The sequence below is a fragment of the Mycoplasma sp. 1654_15 genome (assembly GCF_012516495.1).
In the GTDB taxonomy this organism is placed as follows: Bacteria; Bacillota_I; Bacilli_A; order Mycoplasmatales; family Metamycoplasmataceae; genus Mesomycoplasma.
The window spans coordinates 723,639-744,705 of the sequence record NZ_CP051214.1 but is presented as its reverse complement, the minus strand read 5'-3'; the positions used below and the strand labels follow the sequence as shown (position 1 = coordinate 744,705).

The 21,067-nt window shown below is 26.9% G+C and carries 3 protein-coding genes; 2 read left to right on the top strand and 1 reads right to left on the bottom strand.

Translation table 4 applies throughout. The features are described from left to right. Position 1: 1 nt before the first annotated feature. Complete coding sequence (locus tag HF996_RS04115; protein ID WP_254427700.1) at positions 2–145, bottom strand: hypothetical protein; 144 nt, start codon at positions 143–145, stop codon at positions 2–4. Between HF996_RS04115 and HF996_RS03175 the strand changes: the two genes are divergently transcribed. After that, a complete protein-coding gene (locus HF996_RS03175) occupies positions 132–10,481 on the top strand; it encodes a DUF1410 domain-containing protein (RefSeq protein ID WP_254427699.1) in 10,350 nt (3,449 codons plus the stop codon). The two genes, HF996_RS04115 and HF996_RS03175, sit on opposite strands and share 14 nt — an antisense overlap. A 23-nt stretch (positions 10,482–10,504) precedes the next feature. Continuing rightward, positions 10,505–21,037 carry an adhesin gene (locus HF996_RS03170; RefSeq protein ID WP_174813142.1) on the top strand — a complete coding sequence of 3,511 codons (10,533 nt, stop codon included), beginning with the start codon at positions 10,505–10,507 and terminating at the stop codon, positions 21,035–21,037. The last annotated feature ends 30 nt before the right edge of the window (positions 21,038–21,067 follow it).

Below are 21,067 nucleotides of genomic sequence, written 5' to 3'. Positions count from 1 at the left end.
TTTATTTTAAAGATCCTGAACTAGAAAATATCCCATCAAATTGAGAGAAAATTGATTTTTCAAATAAAGCTTCTAGATTATTTTCAACCTCTGCTCCATTTGCGACACTAAGTGATATTCAACAAACTGCAATGACTTCAAACACTGCAGATATTTCCTTATCATTTGAAACAGTTGATTATACAGTAGATACTAAACAAGTAAATGTAGAATACTACTGAAGAGAAGAAAGTGGTGCATATACTTTTAGAGCGATACCTGGGCAAAAAATAGAAAAAAGATTTGAAAATCAAAAAGAAATTTACGAAATTAAAAACATACATATTACTGACTTACCAGAAGGAGGTAAGTTTGCTATTTCCAGAATATTTACTGATGATAATAAAGAAGTAAATATTAGATTAGATAATCATAAAACTTTTAATTTTTATACACAAGCTGTTATTTCTGAAATTAGAAATGAAGAAGCTGAAACATCAGCAAACTTAAGAATTACCTTCATAGACAAACAAGAATCATTAAATAATAAAATTGCAAAAGTTTACTTTAAAGAAATAAAAGAAGATGGAACAGTCGAAGGACAACCACAACTTGAAGTTGAAGGGCAAATAGTAGGTTCTATTTTAAGAGTTGAACCAAAAGGACTTAAAAAACTACAAAAATATTTAATTGAAAGAATCGAAGTTTTAGACTTTAAAAAAGATCCAAAAACACAAGAAAGTCAATCACAAGTTCTTGATTTTTCTTCACGTTTTGATGAAAAACAAAAAACTTTTGCTACTAATGTAAAATCAGCTGAGATTCAAAAAATTACTTTTTCAGATAATACAGAAACTTCTATAAAATCAACATTAGAATTTAATGCTGATGAGAAATTTTTAGAATACTACACAGCTCAATTACAATACGCAGTAGTTGCAGCTCAAGATAAAAAAGACGAAACTAATCTTCTTTTTTCAGACACTTATCAAACTTTTACTAAACAAGCAGATGGTAAATTTACAATTGATTTTGAACTTAAAAATTTACAAAGTGGAAATGCTTTTATAGTAAAAGGATTAAAATTAGTTCCAAAATCCAACCTTACACAAAAAAATCTAGTTTTAAACAACTTAGATACAACTTTTAATCCTTTATTAGACGGTTCTTCTTTACTATTTTATACACTACCAGTTATCTCTGATATTACTTTCACACCTAATAAAACTTCAGCTAACTTAAACATTGTATTTAATAATGCTTTTCCAGCAGATACAAAAAATTCCTTCTTTACAAAGGATAAAAACAAAAAAATTAAAGCAAAAGTATTTTATAAGTTATATACCGGAGCAAATCCTTCATCAGCAAATAATTCAGAAGAAAAATCTATTGAAACTACAATTTTCCAAAACGGAATTAATAACTTAGAAATTAGTGGTTTAACTGGTGCAAAAATTTATCACATAACCAAAATTGAAGTTCTTGAAAACTATACAAGTTCTAAAAATAGCAATAATATTTTAGAAGTATCTGCAGCACTTGATGAAACCAAAAAATTCTTCTCAACTGTAGCAGAAACAATTAATGTTACTAAAATTGAAAATACCGCTCGTGATCAAGATAATTCAACAATTACAATTACATTATCTAAAAATGCTACTGATATTTTACAAGGAAAAACAGTATTACTTCAATTTAACAAATTAGGTTCAAGCAAAATTGAAGAAGTAGAAGCACAACTTAAACCTACAAATGGAAATGACGATCCAAAAATTGAATTTAAAGTAAGCCAATACGAAAATAAACCTTTAGAACTAGGTACAAAATACATTATTAATAACATTAAGTTAAAATCTGATCTTTCAGCAGCTGAACAAAATAGTGCAAAAGACTCAGCTTTACTTACTCAAATCTTATTTGATAAAAACATCAAAACAAGCGATAAATCCTTCTTTACCTCATCAGGAATTTTAGAAATTACCTATAAAAACGACATCGAAAGAACAATTGGTGTTGTTATTCAGTTAGCAGATGCACTAGGTGAATACAGAGACAAATACGCTGTTTTAAACTATAAATTAGTAGAACAAACAGGTGTGCAATTACAAGATAAAGACAAAGAAGAAAAACATTCAATATCAGCTCCAATTATTAATAATAGAGTTGTATTTAACCTTACAGATTTAGTTAAAAAAGGAAAATACCAACTAATTGAAAATCAAGGTCTTGAAATAGTAGATAATCCAAATGTGCTTCAACCTTCTACTTTAGCAGATTCACAGAAAAAAATATATGTTCCATTTAAAAAAACATTAACATCAACTGATCCAGAAAAACAAAAATCTCAATTTTTCTCAACAGTGCCAAAAACTGCTAATATTGACAAAATTGAGATAGAACAATCTACAAAAAACACAGCTAAATTTAAACTAACACTAAATGATCTAGATTCTTACTTAAATAATCAAAAAATCGTTGTTAAATATAGAAAATTAGGTTCATTATCAGATTTATTAACTCAAGAATCAACTTTAAATGTAACTAATAAAGATGCAAGTTTTGAGCTTAAAAACCTAGATGATGGAAGTGTTTATAATATAGTTTCATTTGAAAAAGCTCAAAACGATGTTGAGCCGATTGTTTTCTATACTAACCAAATCGACAACGAGCATAAAACTCTAAAAACAAGAGCAACTTTAAAATCAGTTGAAGTAGATACTAAAAAAGAAGCAAGTGCCAAAATAGTTTTAAGATTTAATGATACTTGACAAGATATTATTGGTAAGAAAATAAAAGTTACAATTAAAAATCAAAACAATCAAAAACTAACCAATGAACAAATCATTAATACAAATCTTCCATTTTATACATTCCGTTTTGATAATTTATCTAAAACAGATCAGTACGAAATAGAAAAAATTGAAGTAGATGACCAAGCAGTAAATGCACAACAAAGCAATCCTAACTTTAGCCAAATTTTACAACCTACAATAAAAGAACAAGAAAATGAAATTAAACAAAACTCAACATTTAGAATTAGTGCTTCAAAAGCTGTTGTTGAAAAAATTGAATTTTTAGATACACAAGCAGACCAAATAAAAGTAAAACTAACTTTTGATAAAGATTCCAAATTTATTGAAGGTCAAAAAGTAAAAATAAGTTATAGAAATATCTCAGATGTTGCAAATAAAACAGAAACTATTTCAGTTCCTGTAGAAATAGCAACAATTTCAGATGATAAAAAAACAGTTGAATTTAGTTTACAACAATTAAAATCTGGTGATAAATATCAAGTTTTAAAAGTTGAATTAGAAGAAAATAATCAAAAACCAATTTTAGGTAAAAATAAAGACTTTAACATTGTCTTTTCTACTAAAGTAGATTCAGAAGCTAGTTTAGAAAAACGTTTCTTTGTACCAACACCAACCATCGATACAATTAACTGAGAGCAACCAACAGAATCTGCATTTAGAATTAATTTCAAATTACACGATAATTCTGGTTCTTTAAATAACAGAAAAGCAAAAATTACTTATAAAGATAAAGACCAGCAACAACCACAGTCTCAAACATTAGTTTCAGATATGGTTGCAGTGCAAAATTCTAATTTTTCAATTAGTTTAGGGAATTTAACTAAAGCCAAAAATTACGAAATTGAAAAAATAGAAATCTCTGACGATTCACAAGCTAAAACATTTACTGAATTAGCAGGATTTAGTAAATTAGATACTTCTAAAAAAGAACAATATTTAAATCCTTGAACTACTGAAATTACTTCTATTCATACAAGCACTGAATTTGTAACTAATTCAGAAAAAAATAGTGCAACTATTAAATTAAATTTCAAAGATACAGACAGATTCTTAATTGGTAGAAAATTAAAAATTACTTTAAAAGCAAATGTTAAAGATGGACAAGAAAAAGTTGTTGAAGCAACAGTAACAGATTCTAGTGGAAATACAGTAATTGATGATCATTCATTACAAGATTTAGATCCAGCAACAATTTATAAAATTGTAAAAATTAAAGATATTTCTTCAGAACAAGAAGCACAAAATCATCCAAAACTTAAAAATATTTTCTTTGCTAATTCTGTAAGTGATGATCAAAGATTATTAGTTACAAAACCAGTAGTAACACAAATTAAAGTTGTAAACAATGGAGAAACAGCTCGTACAATTTATATTTCAATAAAAGATCCTCTTAAAAACTTTAAGAATGATCAAAGAACTTTTGAAGGTAAAAAATTAAAAATCACTTACGAGAAAAAAAGTGCTACAGGTAGTACAGAAGAATCACAAGAAGTAGGAATTCAAAATTCAAATGCTAAACTTGAATTATCTAATTTAACTAAAGATGAAACTTATGTAATTAAATCTGTAGAATGAGCTGAAAATCCAACACCATCAGGTCGTACTAGAAGAGCAACACCTGCATTTACTAAGTTTTATCTCTGAAAATTTGGTCAAAATGGACAAGTAGGAAATGTTATCTCTGAAGACGAAAGAACTTTCCATATAATGCCAACTACAGCTAGAACAAGTTCTTTATCTTTTTCTTCAGTTACTGCAGATTCAGCAAAAGTATCTGTATCTTTTGATCAACTAGATTCATTTTTAAGTAAAAACGCCACTTATCAACAACACTTACAACTTAGATATCTAGCTTCTGGAAGTGGTAAGATTCAAACTGCTAATTTAGTTTATAAACAAAATTCATCAAATTTTGAAGCAGATTTAACTAATCTTCCATATGGTTCTAATATTATTGTAACTGGTATTTCATATGACAAACAAAGTGCAACTTCAGATTTAAAAATAACTTTTGATGATCAATCACAACAAAATAAAACATTCGGTACATTACCAGCAGTTTCAAGAATAGAAAACAAATCCGATCCAAATTCAGAAACTAGTTGAAACATTGATGTATTTTTCAAAGACACACCAAGAAAATTAGAAGGTCACAAAGTTGTTTTAAAATATCAAAAAGTTGATATTAAAAATCAACAAGAACAACTAAAAGATCAAGAAATGTCTTCACAAGAATTTGAAGTTAAAAATTCAAGAGTAGCAATTAGTCTAACAAATTTAGTAAAATATCAAAACTATAAAATTTTAGGTTTATACTGAAATCCAGCAGATAAATCTAGTGCATCTACAAATTATGATTCAATTTTAATTAAAACAGAAGATTTAGTTAAAAACTTTGATGATAGACACAAAACTTTAGCTACTCAATTACAAACAAATTCCCAAACAGCTTTAATAGAGTCACAAAAAACAGGACAAATATTTAAAACTATTCCTGAGACTCAATCTATTACTAATATTGAATATAAAAGCATTACCTCTAATTCTGCTCAATTAGAAGTAAGTTTTGATGCTGCAGATAATAATTATTTAAATGAATTTACTAAAATACAATTAAATTATAGAAATGTAAATAATACCTCATCAAGTATGCAACCTATTACAGCAATAGCAACAAAAGATAATGGAACAAACACATATAAAGCAAGTTTTACTTTATCTAATTTACAAGTTGGACAATACGAAATTACTTCTATTGAATACCAACAAGGTTCAAAAATCAATCGCGTTCGTTATACTCAAACACAAACCTTACCACAAGAAAAAGTAAATCAAGATAATCCAGAAAATGTAAGAATAGAATTTGGACAAACTGTTTTACCAACTCAAAAAATCTTTACTACACTAACATCAATAAAACAAATTTTAATTCCACAACAAGAAGTCAGAGATACAAGCGCAAGGATTGAGGTTGAATTAAATGATACTGCAGGTATCTTTAATGGTTCTACATTAGCTTTAAAAGTTTACAAGAAAAATGAACCAAATCGATTTTTAAATCTTAAAGATGCACTGGTTATCAGTAGTAGTAGTAGGGCGATTTTCTTACTCGATGATTTAGATAAAAACACTCAATATGTAGTATCTGAGGTTCGTTTAAAACAAAACCAAAAAGATTTAAAATTACAAGAAGAGGTTCAATCTTCTTCTCCTGCTTCTTCTTCTCCTGCTAAATTTGAAAAAGAATTTACAACTACTACTGAATATGCAACAGTTGTAAAAATTACTGATGAAACTAATAGTTTATCAACATCAGATCAAATTTCTAAAGCAAAAGTTAAATTAGAATTTGATGCAAAAGATAAGTTCTTAAAAGATAAAAATATTAGTCTTTATCTAAAATATACTGCCATATTAGAAGGTAATCCTAAATATTCTACACAAGCAAAACAAGTAACAGAATCTAATGGAGAATATTCTATTGAATTTGAACTTGATAAACTAAGTGCAGGTAGTGAATATAAAATTGATGGTCTATTCATGTCTAATCAAGATATGGAAAACCAAAAAGGATTACAAGGCAACATTACTACATTAATTAATATTGATCAAACTAAAGTTACTTCACAACAACAAATATTTAAAACAGAAGTAGCTATCTCTAGAATCGTTACAAATACATCTGAAACAACAGCAAATGTTTTAGTAACTTTAGATAATTCCCAAAATAAAGAATTTAAAGATACTGACGCAACTATAGTATTTACCAAAGAAAATGATCAAATTGAAATATCTAAAACTCAAGTAACAAAATTATCTAACTCACAATTTCTTTTTCAGTTAAACGACTTAGTTAAAATTCAAAAATACCAAATTAAAGCAATTAAATTAACAGAATCAACTTCAAGTCAGCAAGTTGAGTACAATTTTGTTTCAACTTTTGACAATGAACAGAAAAAATTTGAAACAGATATTGATTCTGTAAATGTTCAAGTTAGTGCAAATCAACAAAATAAAGATGATTCAGGTGAATTTACTTTAAAAGTAAATCAAAATGAAGAAAATATTTTAAACAAATATCAAGTTCAAATTAATTATCAAAGTGTTGATAAATCTGAAGCACAAAAAGTAATTAATTGAACTGATTTAACTCAAAATAATCAAGTTTTTAATGTTAGTCAACTATCTAATGGTCAACAATATCAAATTACTAATATTCAATTAAAATTAAAAAATACAATTCAAAAAACTGATCCTAAGTTATTACAAGTTATACCAGTTACTATAACTAATCCAGAACCAGTTACTAACAACACCATTTATACTAATACATCTATTAAATCTATTTCATCAGTATCTACATTTGAAAAACAAGCCACTGTTACAATTGAATTAAACAATAATAATAAAATCATCCAACAAAATAAACAGCTTCAATTAACATATCAATTAGTAAAACAAGGAATAGTTGTTAATAACGGACAAACTCGTACTAAACAAGCTTCATTTTCAGCAGCTGATAATAAAGTGGTATTTAATCTAGATGGTTTAGAAAAAGGTAGTCAGTATCAAATAGTAAAATTAGAAACTGATTTAACTCGAGTTCAAGGATTTGCAAATTCCCAAATAAAATTTGCTGATACTGTTAAAGACCCAGACAAAAAATTTGATGTTGCAGCAACAACTGCAGATATTACTTACTTAACATATGAACAAATTACTACAAGATCTGCTAAAGTTAAAGTAAGATTAAAACAAGATGATAAGTTCTTGTTAAGTGATAATGGAAATGACATTGTATTATCTTATAGAAATGCAAGTGATAATGTAGTTCTAACTTCTCAACCAGCAAGTTTAAGACAACAAGGTAATGAGTTAGAAATTGAGTATCAATTAAATAATTTACTACCAGGTACTAAATATGAAATTGAAAAAATTATTTCACTTAAGTATTCTATTAGTGTGCAACTAGATAATTCAATCAACACAACTTCATTCCAAGAAAGTCAAGTAAACAGAAAAGCCTTTTATACTCACGTAGAAGTAAGTGATATACAATTAGATAAAATTCAAAATCCAAATAACAATAATCAAGAAGAAACAAGAGCTTTAGATCATAGTGCTAATGTAAAAGTGGTTTTTGCTGATAAAGAAAAAACTTTAAGAGGACAGCAAGTAAAATTAACTATTAAGCAAGGTTCTACTATTGGATTAAGTAATACATCAAATAATACAAAAGAAGTTGCTGCAGTGGTTCAAGAAGATAATCAAAATCAAAACCAAGTATATGCAACATTTAATTTAACTTCTTTAGTTAAATGAACCAATTACACTGTAGAAACAGTAACTCATAATGCCACCTCAAATCAGCCACAAAATAATCAACCAATTCAATTTGATTCTGCATTTAATCCAAGAGGGGATAAAGAAGCTAAAAAACACTTCCAAACTTCTGGAGATGTAATTGATATTTTAAAAACTATTCAAGCAGTTGATATCCAAAACCCTAAAAAAACAACATTAATATTGGAAGTTAATGAGTTAAATGCTGCAATTATGAAAGATAAATCATATCAAATAGAATTTGAAGATAAAAAAACTCAGAAAAAATATATATCAAGTCAGCCTGTACAAGTAAGAAATGATTATAATGATTCTTTCGGAGGTCAATCATTAACAAATAAAAACATTTTAAGATTTGACATTAGTAAAGATTATGTTTCAGAAGTTCAACAAAATGGACAAGTAAGCAATCAAAAAACTACACTTGATGAAGGACACAAATTCCAAGTAACAAAAATTACAGAAATATCTCTAGCAAGTAATACAAAAAAAATAGCTGTGGGAATTCCACAAAACACTAACACACAAGTTCTACAAGGTACAGAAACAAATCCTTTAATTAATACATCTGTTCAACAAATACCTGAAGACCAACAAATCATCTTCCAAACTATTTATGACTATCCAACAGTTGAAAGGCTCTATGCAGGTGAGACTACATTACAATTGAATGGAAAATGAAAAACCACTTTAAAACTTAAATTCAACGATCCAAACAATACTTTAGTTTCAAATAAAAAATTTCCAAATTCACAATTTAATTGATGAATGGAAAAATCAATAGTAAAAGTTAAATTCAATAATCAAGAACTATATTTAAACTGAACAAAAGATAATACACACACAGCTTCATCAAATGGTTATGAAGTAAAAAATGCTAGTTTTGATCAAAGCCCTGGTGTAAAAGAACTTTCATTTGATTTAGAAGCGACAGATATTAAATCTTTAATAGGTCAAGACATTAAAGTTAGTGTTATAGAAGCATCATATAACTGAATAGAAACTCAAACTTATGTTGAAACAGTATTTTCTAAAAACTTTACATCTCGTTTTGGTCATGATGGTATTACCAAAACAGTTTATGGTGAAGAAATAAAAACTAAGATTAGACCTAAGTTATATATTGAGCAAGCTACTTCAACAATGAACTATGATAAAGACTTATTTGGATTTACCATAGCAGTCTACGATCCAACAGGATTAATTAAAACCACCAATGATCAAGAAAACAGTTGAGCAAATGATAGATGAACAGTAGAAAAAGTTAACAAACAATCATTTAATTTACAGTTTGAACCGGTGGATATTAAGGTGACTCCATTTAACTATAATAATCGATTTACTATTGCAACTCAAGAAAATGTATGAACTGGAAATAAGGATATAAACGAAATTTTTAATGGAAATGATAATAGTATATCTCCACAATCAGGTGTTGCAACTCAATTAATAGCAGCTTCCCAGCGTCCTCAATATATTCAAACTTTATCAGCTGCTGATTATGCTAAACGAAATAGTAATGATGATGGAGAAGATATATTTAGTAGTCATTATGCTTTTGTTACATTTTTCTATGATTTAACCCAAACCCAAACACTAAAACTGTTTGGCGCACAAATAGCAGAACTAGATTTAAGCAAAATAAAAATATTACAAGATTCTGATAATCCAGAAACAAACAATTTAACCATATATAATCCAAGTGGAAGAAAAAGATGATTAATTGATCCGATGATATCTTTAAATGAGTTTATAACTATAGACACTGCTAATGGAGGAGTTAATTCTGGTAATTTAAAAAAAGGTTTTGACCCCTTTAATTTTAAAAAACAAAATAATAATAATAATAATTTATCTTTAAATTACTCATCAAATACTTTATCTTCACAAACTGATTTTAGCAATGCATTAACAAGTAATTTATATATTAAAAGATGGACTTACAATCCACATTCCAATATTAATAATGTAAAAGTATATTTATCAAGACCTAATAATTTTATGATGAAAGGTGGATGAAATAACTGAGCTGCATTGGCAATGTTTATGGATGAAGATCAAAAAATTTATTTTGCTGGAGATGACTTAAACTTGCCTGTAAATTTATTTAATGCCTCAAGTTTTAGAACTCAAGATGAAGTAGAATTAAACTTTTCACTCAAGAATAATCTTATATACAATCAAAAAAATCTAACTTTTTTAGGAGTTTTAGTTAAAGATATTTCAGGTGCAGGTTATGATACATCTAGCCAAAATCAAGGTTCTTCTACTCAATATATTCAAACCCAATTCTTAATAGATCCAACTAATGCATATAAAATTCATAGAACTATTAAAATAAGATAATCTTCAAAACTATAAGGAGTAAAATGAAACAACAAAATAAATCTTTTAAGAAAAAAGCACTTGCTATAGTTTCTTTAGCCATTGCTGGAGCTTCGCTTGGTTCTATCTTTTTAATTCCATATTTGATAAAGAATTGAAAAGGTATTCAGTATAAAGTTATAGATCTAAAACAGGATTTTGATAATCTAACTACAGATAAAGCAGTAAATTTTAGTTTTGAACTTGCAGATCAAGATGCATATGATTTAGAATATGCAGATTTAAATGTGCACTTAGTTGATGAACAAGGAAACAAAGTTGTATCTACTAAAGCAAAATATGATTATTTTTCAAGAAAATATAATTATGTTCAACCTGAATCTGCGTCTTTAGCAGCTGGAAGTAGATATTATGTTCAAGTAGAAGCACAAAATAATTTCTATAAAAATAGAAAAATTAAAAAACTATTTACCTTCTCAGAAAACACTAACAATTTTGTAACTACAAAAGCATCAGTTAAGTCATTTACATTTAATAATATTTCAAACAAAGAAGCACATGTAATAGTTGACTTTAATGACTCAATAAATTCACTTGATAATAAAAAAGTAGCCCTTCAATATCACTACATCAATACAAACATCTCACAAGATGGTGTTTCACAGGAATTGTCAGTTAAAACTAAAAACTTATCACAAGAAAGTATTACTTCTTACGTTGATTCTGCTACTGTAGCAAATCAAAAAGCAATATTTGTAATCAAAAACTTAACACCTAATAGAAAATATGTAATTGAATCAGTAAAATTAATAGAACAACTTTCTCCTGATTCATTTGCATCTAGAAAAATTGATAACTTATATAATCACTTATCTGAAGAAAATAGAAGTTTTGACACTCATGCAAATACTGTTTGAGTAGATAGTATAACTGCAAGTGATATTGATGATTATTCAAAAACTTTATTATTAAGTTTTGATGAAAATGATGATAATAAAACATCATTAGAAGGTAAAAAAGTTAAATTACAATATTCAAAAGTAGATCCAAAAAATCCAAGTCCTAAATTATTTACATTAGATTCTGTAATTAGATCAAAAATAGCTGAATTTAAATTAGATAGTACTAATTCACAAAATACTTTAGAACCAGGAACAAAATACCGTGTTGAAAAAGTATTTGTAACAGATGCTTATATTAAAGACAAAAATGCAAATACTGGAATTGAATTTAAATTAATAAACGAAAAACAAAGAGAGTTTTCATCTTCTACACAAATTACAGATATTCAATTTGATAAAGTAAGTACCTCAAGTGCAAATATTAATATAACTTTTGCATCAGCTTTAGATCCTGACTTGATTGTTGATCAAGAAGCTTCACTTAGTTTATCTCCAATCTCTGGTAAAAAAATTACTGCGTTAGTTAAAAAAGATGCAAGCAAAACAAATATTTATCACCTTAATTTCCAAGCAAATGATTTATTCCAAAAAACTGAATACTTTGTAGATTCTGTTAAATTATTATTAAAAAATAATCAAGTTGTTTATTTTGATGATACAAACACACCAACATCTAATGATCAACCAAATCAACCAATTAGTGTTAAAAAGATTTTATTTGATAAGAATCTAGAAAATACAAAAGATGCAAAAAGAAGATCTTTTACAACACATGAATTAGATGTTGAAGTATTTATTAAATCTTTCCCAGAATCTAAAATTAATTCAGTTGAATACAACATTGGATTTACTCCTTTATTTTCTTGATTAAATGGGCATAAGTTTATTTTAAAATATAAACAATTAAATTACACAGGATCTGAAGAAGGTGCAAAAGATGGATTTGGTCCAATTATTTCTTCTTCTGCTGTTGAAGCCAAAGATTATAATATTAAATTTAGTCTAATTGAGTTTAAAGATGGGGTTAAATATCAACTAGATTCTATTCATTTAGCTGACGATCCACAAAGAAAAATTGAATTAATATTTGATCCAAACTCTAAACAAAATGATTTAAGTTCAAATCAATTTGCAACTAAAATATTTGTTAAGTCAATTGATATTAAAGATCTTAAAGATACATCAGCTACAGTTAAATTAGTTTTTGGTGACTATACAAAATCACTTTTAAATGAACAATTACAAAACAAAAAAACTAGAAACGTAAAACTTTTATATGAATCAAAAGATACAGTAGTTTCTAATGATTTTGCAGATACTGAAGTAAAAGAAGAAAATGGCGAAATTGTAGCTGAATTTAAATTAAATAACCTACAGAAAAAAACAACTTATGAGATTAAAAATGTTTATTTAGATCCTCTTTTAGTTAACTTTACTGACATTACTATTAAATCATTACCAAATAATTCATTTACTACACCTCATAAACAAGTAATTATTGCTACAGCTAAAGTAAATGATATAATGCCTAATTCAGCAACTGTTGATGTTTCATTTGATTTAGGAGCTAACTTATTTTTAGCTGATAAAAAATTAAAATTACTTTATCAAAAAGAAAATGATTCTACAGTTTTTGAATCAGAAGCTACTACAGTTGGATTAGGTCTTAATACATCCTTTAAAATTAAAGACTTAGAAGCAGGATCTAAATACAAATTAGTAAATGTTAAAGTTGATGAATCACAAACTGATATCGCTGATACTAAATTTGTCTTTAAAACCAACGATCCTAATACACAAACAGAGTTTTACACTTATTTAGGTGTTGGTTCATTTCAAAAAGAAATCCTTAAACAAGATTCTATTGATATTTTAGTTAAACTAGAAAACTCTGATCCAAAAACTAAAGATATTAAAGATGCAATTTTAGTTTACCAAAGACTTTCTGATCAAACTATTTTTACTCAAAAACAAAATTCATATGATCAAAATAATAAGACTTTAAAGTTTGAACTTAAAAACTTAACTAAATTTACTGATTATAAAATTTTAGATGTTGCTTATAATTTCCAAAATCTAGTCTGAAATAAAAATATAAACAAAGACACTTCCGAAGATATTAAGTGAAAAACACTTGCAGAAGATGCAAAAATTATTAATATTTACCAAAATGTTCAAGAACTAACTTCTGTTGGAGTTTCTCTAAACTTTAACAACTTTAGCGACGCTTATTTATATAATGACAAAATAAAAATTAAGCTTAAAAAAACTGAGCCAGCAGATACAACTCAAAATCTAAATTCAAATGCTGTACTTGAAAAAGAAGTGCAAATAAACTCAGATTTAACAGCTGATTTTACTTTTGATAACTTAGATCCAGGTTCTACTTATGTAATTGAGCAAATGAGCGATGTTAATAAACCAGATCTTAGATTACATGACTGAAATCAGACAAAACTTTATACTAAATCACAAGTTAAAAATTTTGAATTCTCTGAAATCAAACAAAATTCTGCAAAAGTAAAAATTAATTTCTCAGACTCAGAGAATTTCTATGACCAAAAACAAATTCAAGTATTTTACAAACAAGTAAGAACTGGAAATATATTTTCTGTTACATCTGATTCTAACAACAAAGTATCTAATCATTCAATTACTATTGAATTAAAAAATCTAGAAAAATATTCTGAATACGTAATTGAAAATGTATTACTAGTTTCAGATGCAGGAAATACACCAATTACTATCTCAGAGCAAGCAAAAACAAATCAAGCTTTTGCTACAATAGTTTCTGAAATTAATCTAGTAGATGTGAAAGTAGATAAAATAAATACAGACTCAGCCCACATTAGCGTCATCTTTGATTCTAATATAGATTTTTACTTAGACAATAAACAAGTAAAAATTGTTTTTGCTGCAAAAAACCAAAATACTAACAGAAATTGAACCGAGACAAAAGACGTTACAATTACAAACAAAAACGGTATTTATCAAGCAGAAACAAATTTAACTAACTTAGAAGAAGGAGCTCAATTCGAGATTAAATCCTTTGAAGTAGGTATTGAAAAAATTACTCCAACTTCTAATTTACAGCCAACTACTTTAGCTGATTCTGATAATGTATTAAAACCTATATTTAAATTAGATAATAAAGAATGAAATCAGCAAAATATTTCAACTATAACCCAAGCTAATTTTGCAACTCATGGTGTTATCTCTCAAATTTCTACAGAAAATTTAATACAAGATAGTGCTAATGTTAAAGTTAAATTTAAAAATTTAAATAGTGATTCAGCACAGGTATTTAATACACATTCAGCTACTTTATCATTTAATGGTCCAGATGGTGTTATTTCTGCTACTGCAACTATTAATAATAATGAAGCAACCTTTAGTTTTAGTAATTTATCTAAATTAACTCAATATAGTTCTCCTTCTTTAATTATTAAAAACGTAAATAATCCACAAAGAGAAGTTTTAATTCCATTTGCAAAAGAATATGACAATCTAAATCAACAACAAAACACTAAAACTTTCCACATCAAAGACTTTACAACTACATTTACTTCAGTTTCAATTACTTCATTTGAATATGAAAAAATTTCTACAACAGAAAATAGATTAACTTTTGAATTCGATAGATTAGTTGATTATTTAATTAATGATAAAAAAGTAAAACTAGTTTATAGAATCAAAGGAACAAATCAACAAAGTCAGCCAATAACAACAGATGCAATCAAAGTCTCTGATTCAACAGTTTCTTTTGATTTAAAACAACTAAATGAAGGTAGTGAATATGAAGTTGAAAAACTTGAAGTAGAAGATGATAAAGCCAACAACATTTCAAGCATATCAGTTAATACAAGCCAAGTATTTACAAATACTAACAACAAAAACATATTCTTTACACAATCAGTAATTTCAACAGTTTCCTCACAACATTCTTATTCTCTTACTTCTGTAGATGCAGATACTAAAAGAAGAGTACAAATTACTTTATCAGATTCTGAAGGTAGATTTAAAGATACTAATTTAAAAGATAAAACTAAATTAGAATTAATTTCACAGCACTCAAACAACATAATTGAAGTAAAACCAACAAGTTTTACAAATAGTACATTAGAATTTGAACTAACAAATCTAGATAAACTCTCTGAGTATCATATAAATACTTTATTTATTAATAATGAAGTTATTCCTTGAGCTCATAATTTAAACTCATCTGATCCACAGATGGTGCCAAAACCTAGAGTGTTTAAAACCACAGCAAATGAAGCTAAATTAGTATCAGTAACACAAACAGATTCTAGTGCACATAAAGCAGTAGTTAATATTCAATTTGATCCACAAAAAGATTATTTCCTTTTAGGTAATGCAATTTCAGTTAAATTCAAAAAAACTTCAGGTAATGCTTCACAAAATCAATATGTTACTAAACAAGTAACTATTGACAACGAAGGTATTGCAAGAGTTGAAATTGATAAAGAAAAATTAGCACAAAATCCTATAAATACTGATTTAACAGCTGGTGCTGTTTATAAAATAGATTCTATTGATTTTCACGATATTACTACACAACTAGATACTGAAAAATTAGTAAATACAAAAATTAGTTTAGAAACATATATTCCAAATTCTTCTGATGTTACAGCTTCAACTCTTTTATCACAAGCTGAATCTGAGTTTAGAACTCAGCCAATTGTACAAACTCTAGAATCTACAAACTTAGAAAATTCTAGTGGTAATATAGATATTCAAATTAACTCAGAAGATACTGCGTTAACTAGCAAATATGCTTGAATTACTTATCAATCACAAAAAGATAATTCAATAATAGTTAGATTAAAATCAAATCAGCAAATTAGTCTTGAAAGAGGACAATATAAAGCTAACTTTAACTTATCAAGTCTAAAAGTACTTGAACGTTATAAAGTTTTAAATGTCAAATTAGGTGATGATCAAAATCCAAACGCAAGAGCAAGTGGTTTAGAAATAGATCAGCAAATTGATCAACAAAATAAACGTGAGTTTTATACCAAACCTACTAGAGCTATTATTCAAGATATTAAAGTAAATTATCCAGATGCGAGAGGTACACAAGCTGTTGTAGATATTAAATTTGATGATGTTCATGATACTTACTTAAATGGTTCATCTGCAACAATTACTTACGAAAGAATTGATGATACTGGTCAACAAATAGGAAATGATATAACACATAAAACTACTTTATTAAACCAAAATTTCCAAATAATTAACTCTTCTGTAAAATTTACTTTAACAGGTGATACTACTCAATCAGATACACAAAAAGTTGTATTAGTTGAAAATACAATAAATAGTAACAATAAAATATCAAAAACTAATACAGTAAAAGACATAGGAACTTCAACAACAGAATGAGAAAGAGATGCTCCTAAAAGTAAATTAGTTGAAGGTACTAGATATAGAATTAAAAAAATAGAATTAGAAAAACCATCAGCTGATTTACAAAAACTACATTTTGAATTTAAACAAGATACTAAAGTAACTTCTAAGAAAATTAATGAAACTACATTAATTGAACCACTTAGAATCTCTACTTATGATTATAAAATTCAAGTTAATGAAACCCCAACAGCCGTAAATACAAAAATAGCTGTTTATTATTCAACTAGTTATGATCTAAATGATCAAGATAAAAGTAAATTTGATTTATATGTTAAAAACTTATCGACCAATGAAGTTGAAATTATTTCAGCAGCTAATACTATAACTAAATTAAGTCCATCAGATAATGACGGAAACTATAGAGTAGAATTTGAATTAACAAATAAAAAAGCTTCTATTTATAGGATATTATCTACAACATATAATGACCAAACTGTTTTAATGTCATCTTATCTAAATCCTGAACAAAGTCAAGCTAATATTTATACAACCCCAGCTTCTAAATCTAAAGTAAAAGAATTAAAATACTTAACTAATTCACAATTAGAAGAAACAAAAGCAACAGTTATAGCATTTTTCGATGATACTAATGAAGATTTAACTAGAGCCAAAAGAAGAGCCATATTATATTACAAAGAAAAAAACTCAAATCAAACTAAAATATCTACTGAAGTAGAAATAAAAGAAAATAAAGCAGAGTTTAAATTAGGTGAATCAGGAACAGGTTTAAATCCTAATACTGACTATATAGTTGAAAAAATAAAAATTGAAACACAATTAGATTTTAATAAAGATCTTCAAGATAACAATTTAGATACACAAAAATTTGCTATTATTGCAAATGAAAATGATTCTGAGTTTAATACTTCTATTCAACCTAATGATAAAAATTTTGAAACCAAAGCTCAATTTCAAACTGCTTTTAGTGCTCAATCAGAAAATTCAGCTACTGTTACTTTAAGATTCAAAAATCCAGGGCAACAGATTCAAAATCAAAAAACTGCTTATATTGTTTTTGCTGAAAGCTCATTAGCTTCTAATAACCAAAATGATATTTTCCAAGAATCACAACAAAAAACTAATTTATCATTTGGCAATATTAGTCAAAACACACTTGCATTTAACTTAAAAGGTCTAAAAAAAGGTACTCTGTATAAAATTCAAAAAGTTATTATTGATAACATTGAATATAACATTGAGCAAAGTGCAACAAGTACATTTTCAACTATATTATCAAAAGCAACTGTGACCAATATTGATTATAAGTATTCAGAGTTTTCAACTACTGAAGCAAGTCAACCAAGTCAAGCTAATAACGTAAAAGCTAAATTTAGAGTGTATTTCCAAACAGTAGATAATTTCTTAAACAATCAATATATAAATGTAAAACTACAAACTAAAACTGCTAGTTTGTCAGATCAATCACAACAAAACCAAAATATTAACAAAGTAGCACAAGTTCAAGTAGATAATACTGGTTTAGTCTACGCTGATGTAGAATTTACCAACACAGAACAAATTAAAGCTGCAACTGAATATTCAATTTCAGAAATACAAATTTTAAATTCTAGTTCTTCAACAGATTTAAAACAAGGTGTACAAGTAGAAGGTATTTCAAGACTAACTAAAGATTTTTATACAATTACTAATATACAATCCTTTGATGCCGCTGTAGATGAAACTAGTGCTGAATTAGTATTTAAATTAAATTCTAAAGATCGTCAAATAAGTAATACACCAGTAATATTAAATTTACGTGATAATAACAATGTAAAATATTATTCACAAGTAATCTTTAATAATACTACTAACGAAATTAAGTTTTCTTTATCACATTTAGATAAATTAAAAGAATATACTATTGAATCACTACAGTTTTCAAAAGGTAATACACCAGTTAATATTGCCTTTATGCCTAATGTATCAAAAACATTTAAAACTATAGCTAAAGACTTTGAGATTAAAGATATTGTGCAAGTTTCTAATACCGATAAAACTGTTAAATTAAAATTAACATTTAATGGTGATTTAGATAAATACTTATTAAATAAACAAATTAAACTAAAATATCAAGAATTTAAAGATGGTCAAGAGCAAGGTAGTGAAAAAACTTCAAAAACAATTGCTACAATTAGAACTCCACGAAGTGTAGTTCAAGCAGGACCTAAAACCTTTGAAGCAGAATTTGAATTACAAAACAATGATGTAACAGATGGAACAAGATATAAAATTCACAGTGTTGAATTAGTTGATAAAAACTTGAAAAATAACTCAAATACAGTTTTAACATCTAGAATCTCAGATGATATTCTTAAATTCTTCCAGCACAAATTATTTTTTGAAACTAAAGTATCACAACCTAAATTAAAATCAATAACAATGGAAAAAACTACTAATGAAGAGGGTGAAGAAAATACTTATATTGCTCCAATTACATTAGAATTTTTTGATAAAAATAATGCATTAGCTAAAGATAAAATTGGTTCACCATCTAAAGGATATATAGCTTCTTCAGCATCTGGTAGACAAAATCAGTCAAATAATGGTAATAATGCTCGAAATGCTTGAAACTTTGAGTTTTGAACAGATAATAAAGAACAAGTTACATTCTTAGATAATGTTGAAGTTACTCATGACAACAGTGCTAAAACTACAAAAGTTAAGATTTTTATGAAAGGTAGTGCAAAAAAATGAGTAAAAACTAATCAAAAAATTCAACAAGATAATTCTAATTCTAATTCTAAGAATAAAAGATTAAGATTTACTTATTCTTATTACGAAGATCTCGATCGTACATCTGCAAAAAGCGTAGGAAGCCTAACTTCTGATGTTATTCACACTTACGCTAACGCACAGAGTACGTCTGCTCAAAATAGCGACCCACTATTTATAGATTCACCGGATAAATTTGTGTTGGAAAAATCATACGGTAGATTTTTAGGTGATGCTAGATTTATTTATTCATTAGAAGTCTATGATCCAAATAAAATCATTCAAAATGTAAATAAAGAAGATAATCCTCAAGTTGAAGGAAAATGACAACAACTTGAATTGTATTCTACTAAAACACCAATAAATCAAATAAATAAAAAATCACGAAAAGTTTGACAAAGTATAAATGAAATTAAATTAAATCTTTTAGCTAAAAAATCAGTATTAAACTTTAGAGGACTTTCATATGACAAAGGAGACTATAGCTTTAATTATAAAAACGCTAACTTAACTCAAAAAGATGCACTAGATATTCCTACTTATACTAATACTTTAGATACATCTTCAGAAATAGATTTTAAATATAAATATGAAAATAATTTGACAACTGATCTATATATAGTATCTAACGTAGACCCTGATAATGCAAATCATCCTCAAGAACAATACACAAGACAAGTAATAGATACCAGAATCAATACATATCTTAGAGAAGTTAGAAGTTCTAGTAATGCTGATTTTAAAACTATTGATTTACAAATAGGACCTGGCACTGGAAATCCAAATCAAATAGATAAAGTACTTTCTAAAATACTTTCAGTAGATTTTAATGTTTTAGAAATAAAAAATAACAAAATTTTATTTGCTAAAAACTCTTCCAAATTTATTAATACTTTCCAAACTCCGTTTGCAATAGGTACAGATGCTTGATGATTTGGTTCTGCAGTTGCAAACACAGGTAATAATGCATCACTTCTAAACAATAACTATAACATTTTAGGTCTTACACCTAATGTTGACACAGATCAAAGTAATAACAAGAATTTTGGTATTGAACAAATAACATACAACAAAGACAATGATACAGTTGAGGTTAAATACCATAGAGAACAAGATTCAAAAATTCAAACCGCTTTTCCAGAAGTCGCATATGCATCCTTTATTAACCAAAAAGGAGATCTCTACTTCTTTGGAGGTAAAGACGGAAGACCACTTTCATATAGAAATGATTATGACTATACAAATGAAACAATGACTTTCTATTTAAGACCAGATGCAATTCCATATGAACAAAGACCAAAACATGGAGAAATACTTTCATTTGTTGGAGTAGTTGTAATTCCTTATTTAGGTGAAGGTACACCAAGTTTTGCTTTTACAGTTGAACCTAACGGTAAAAAAGGTGAAGTAATGATAAAAGCATCAAATTCACTTAGTTGAACAATAGATTTTAGAAAAATGTATCTAACTAACTTCGTAAAATCTGATCCTATTTATAAAAGTATTAAAATAGGATTTGATAATTGAATATAATTAATTTCTAAAATACAAAAACAGAGCAAC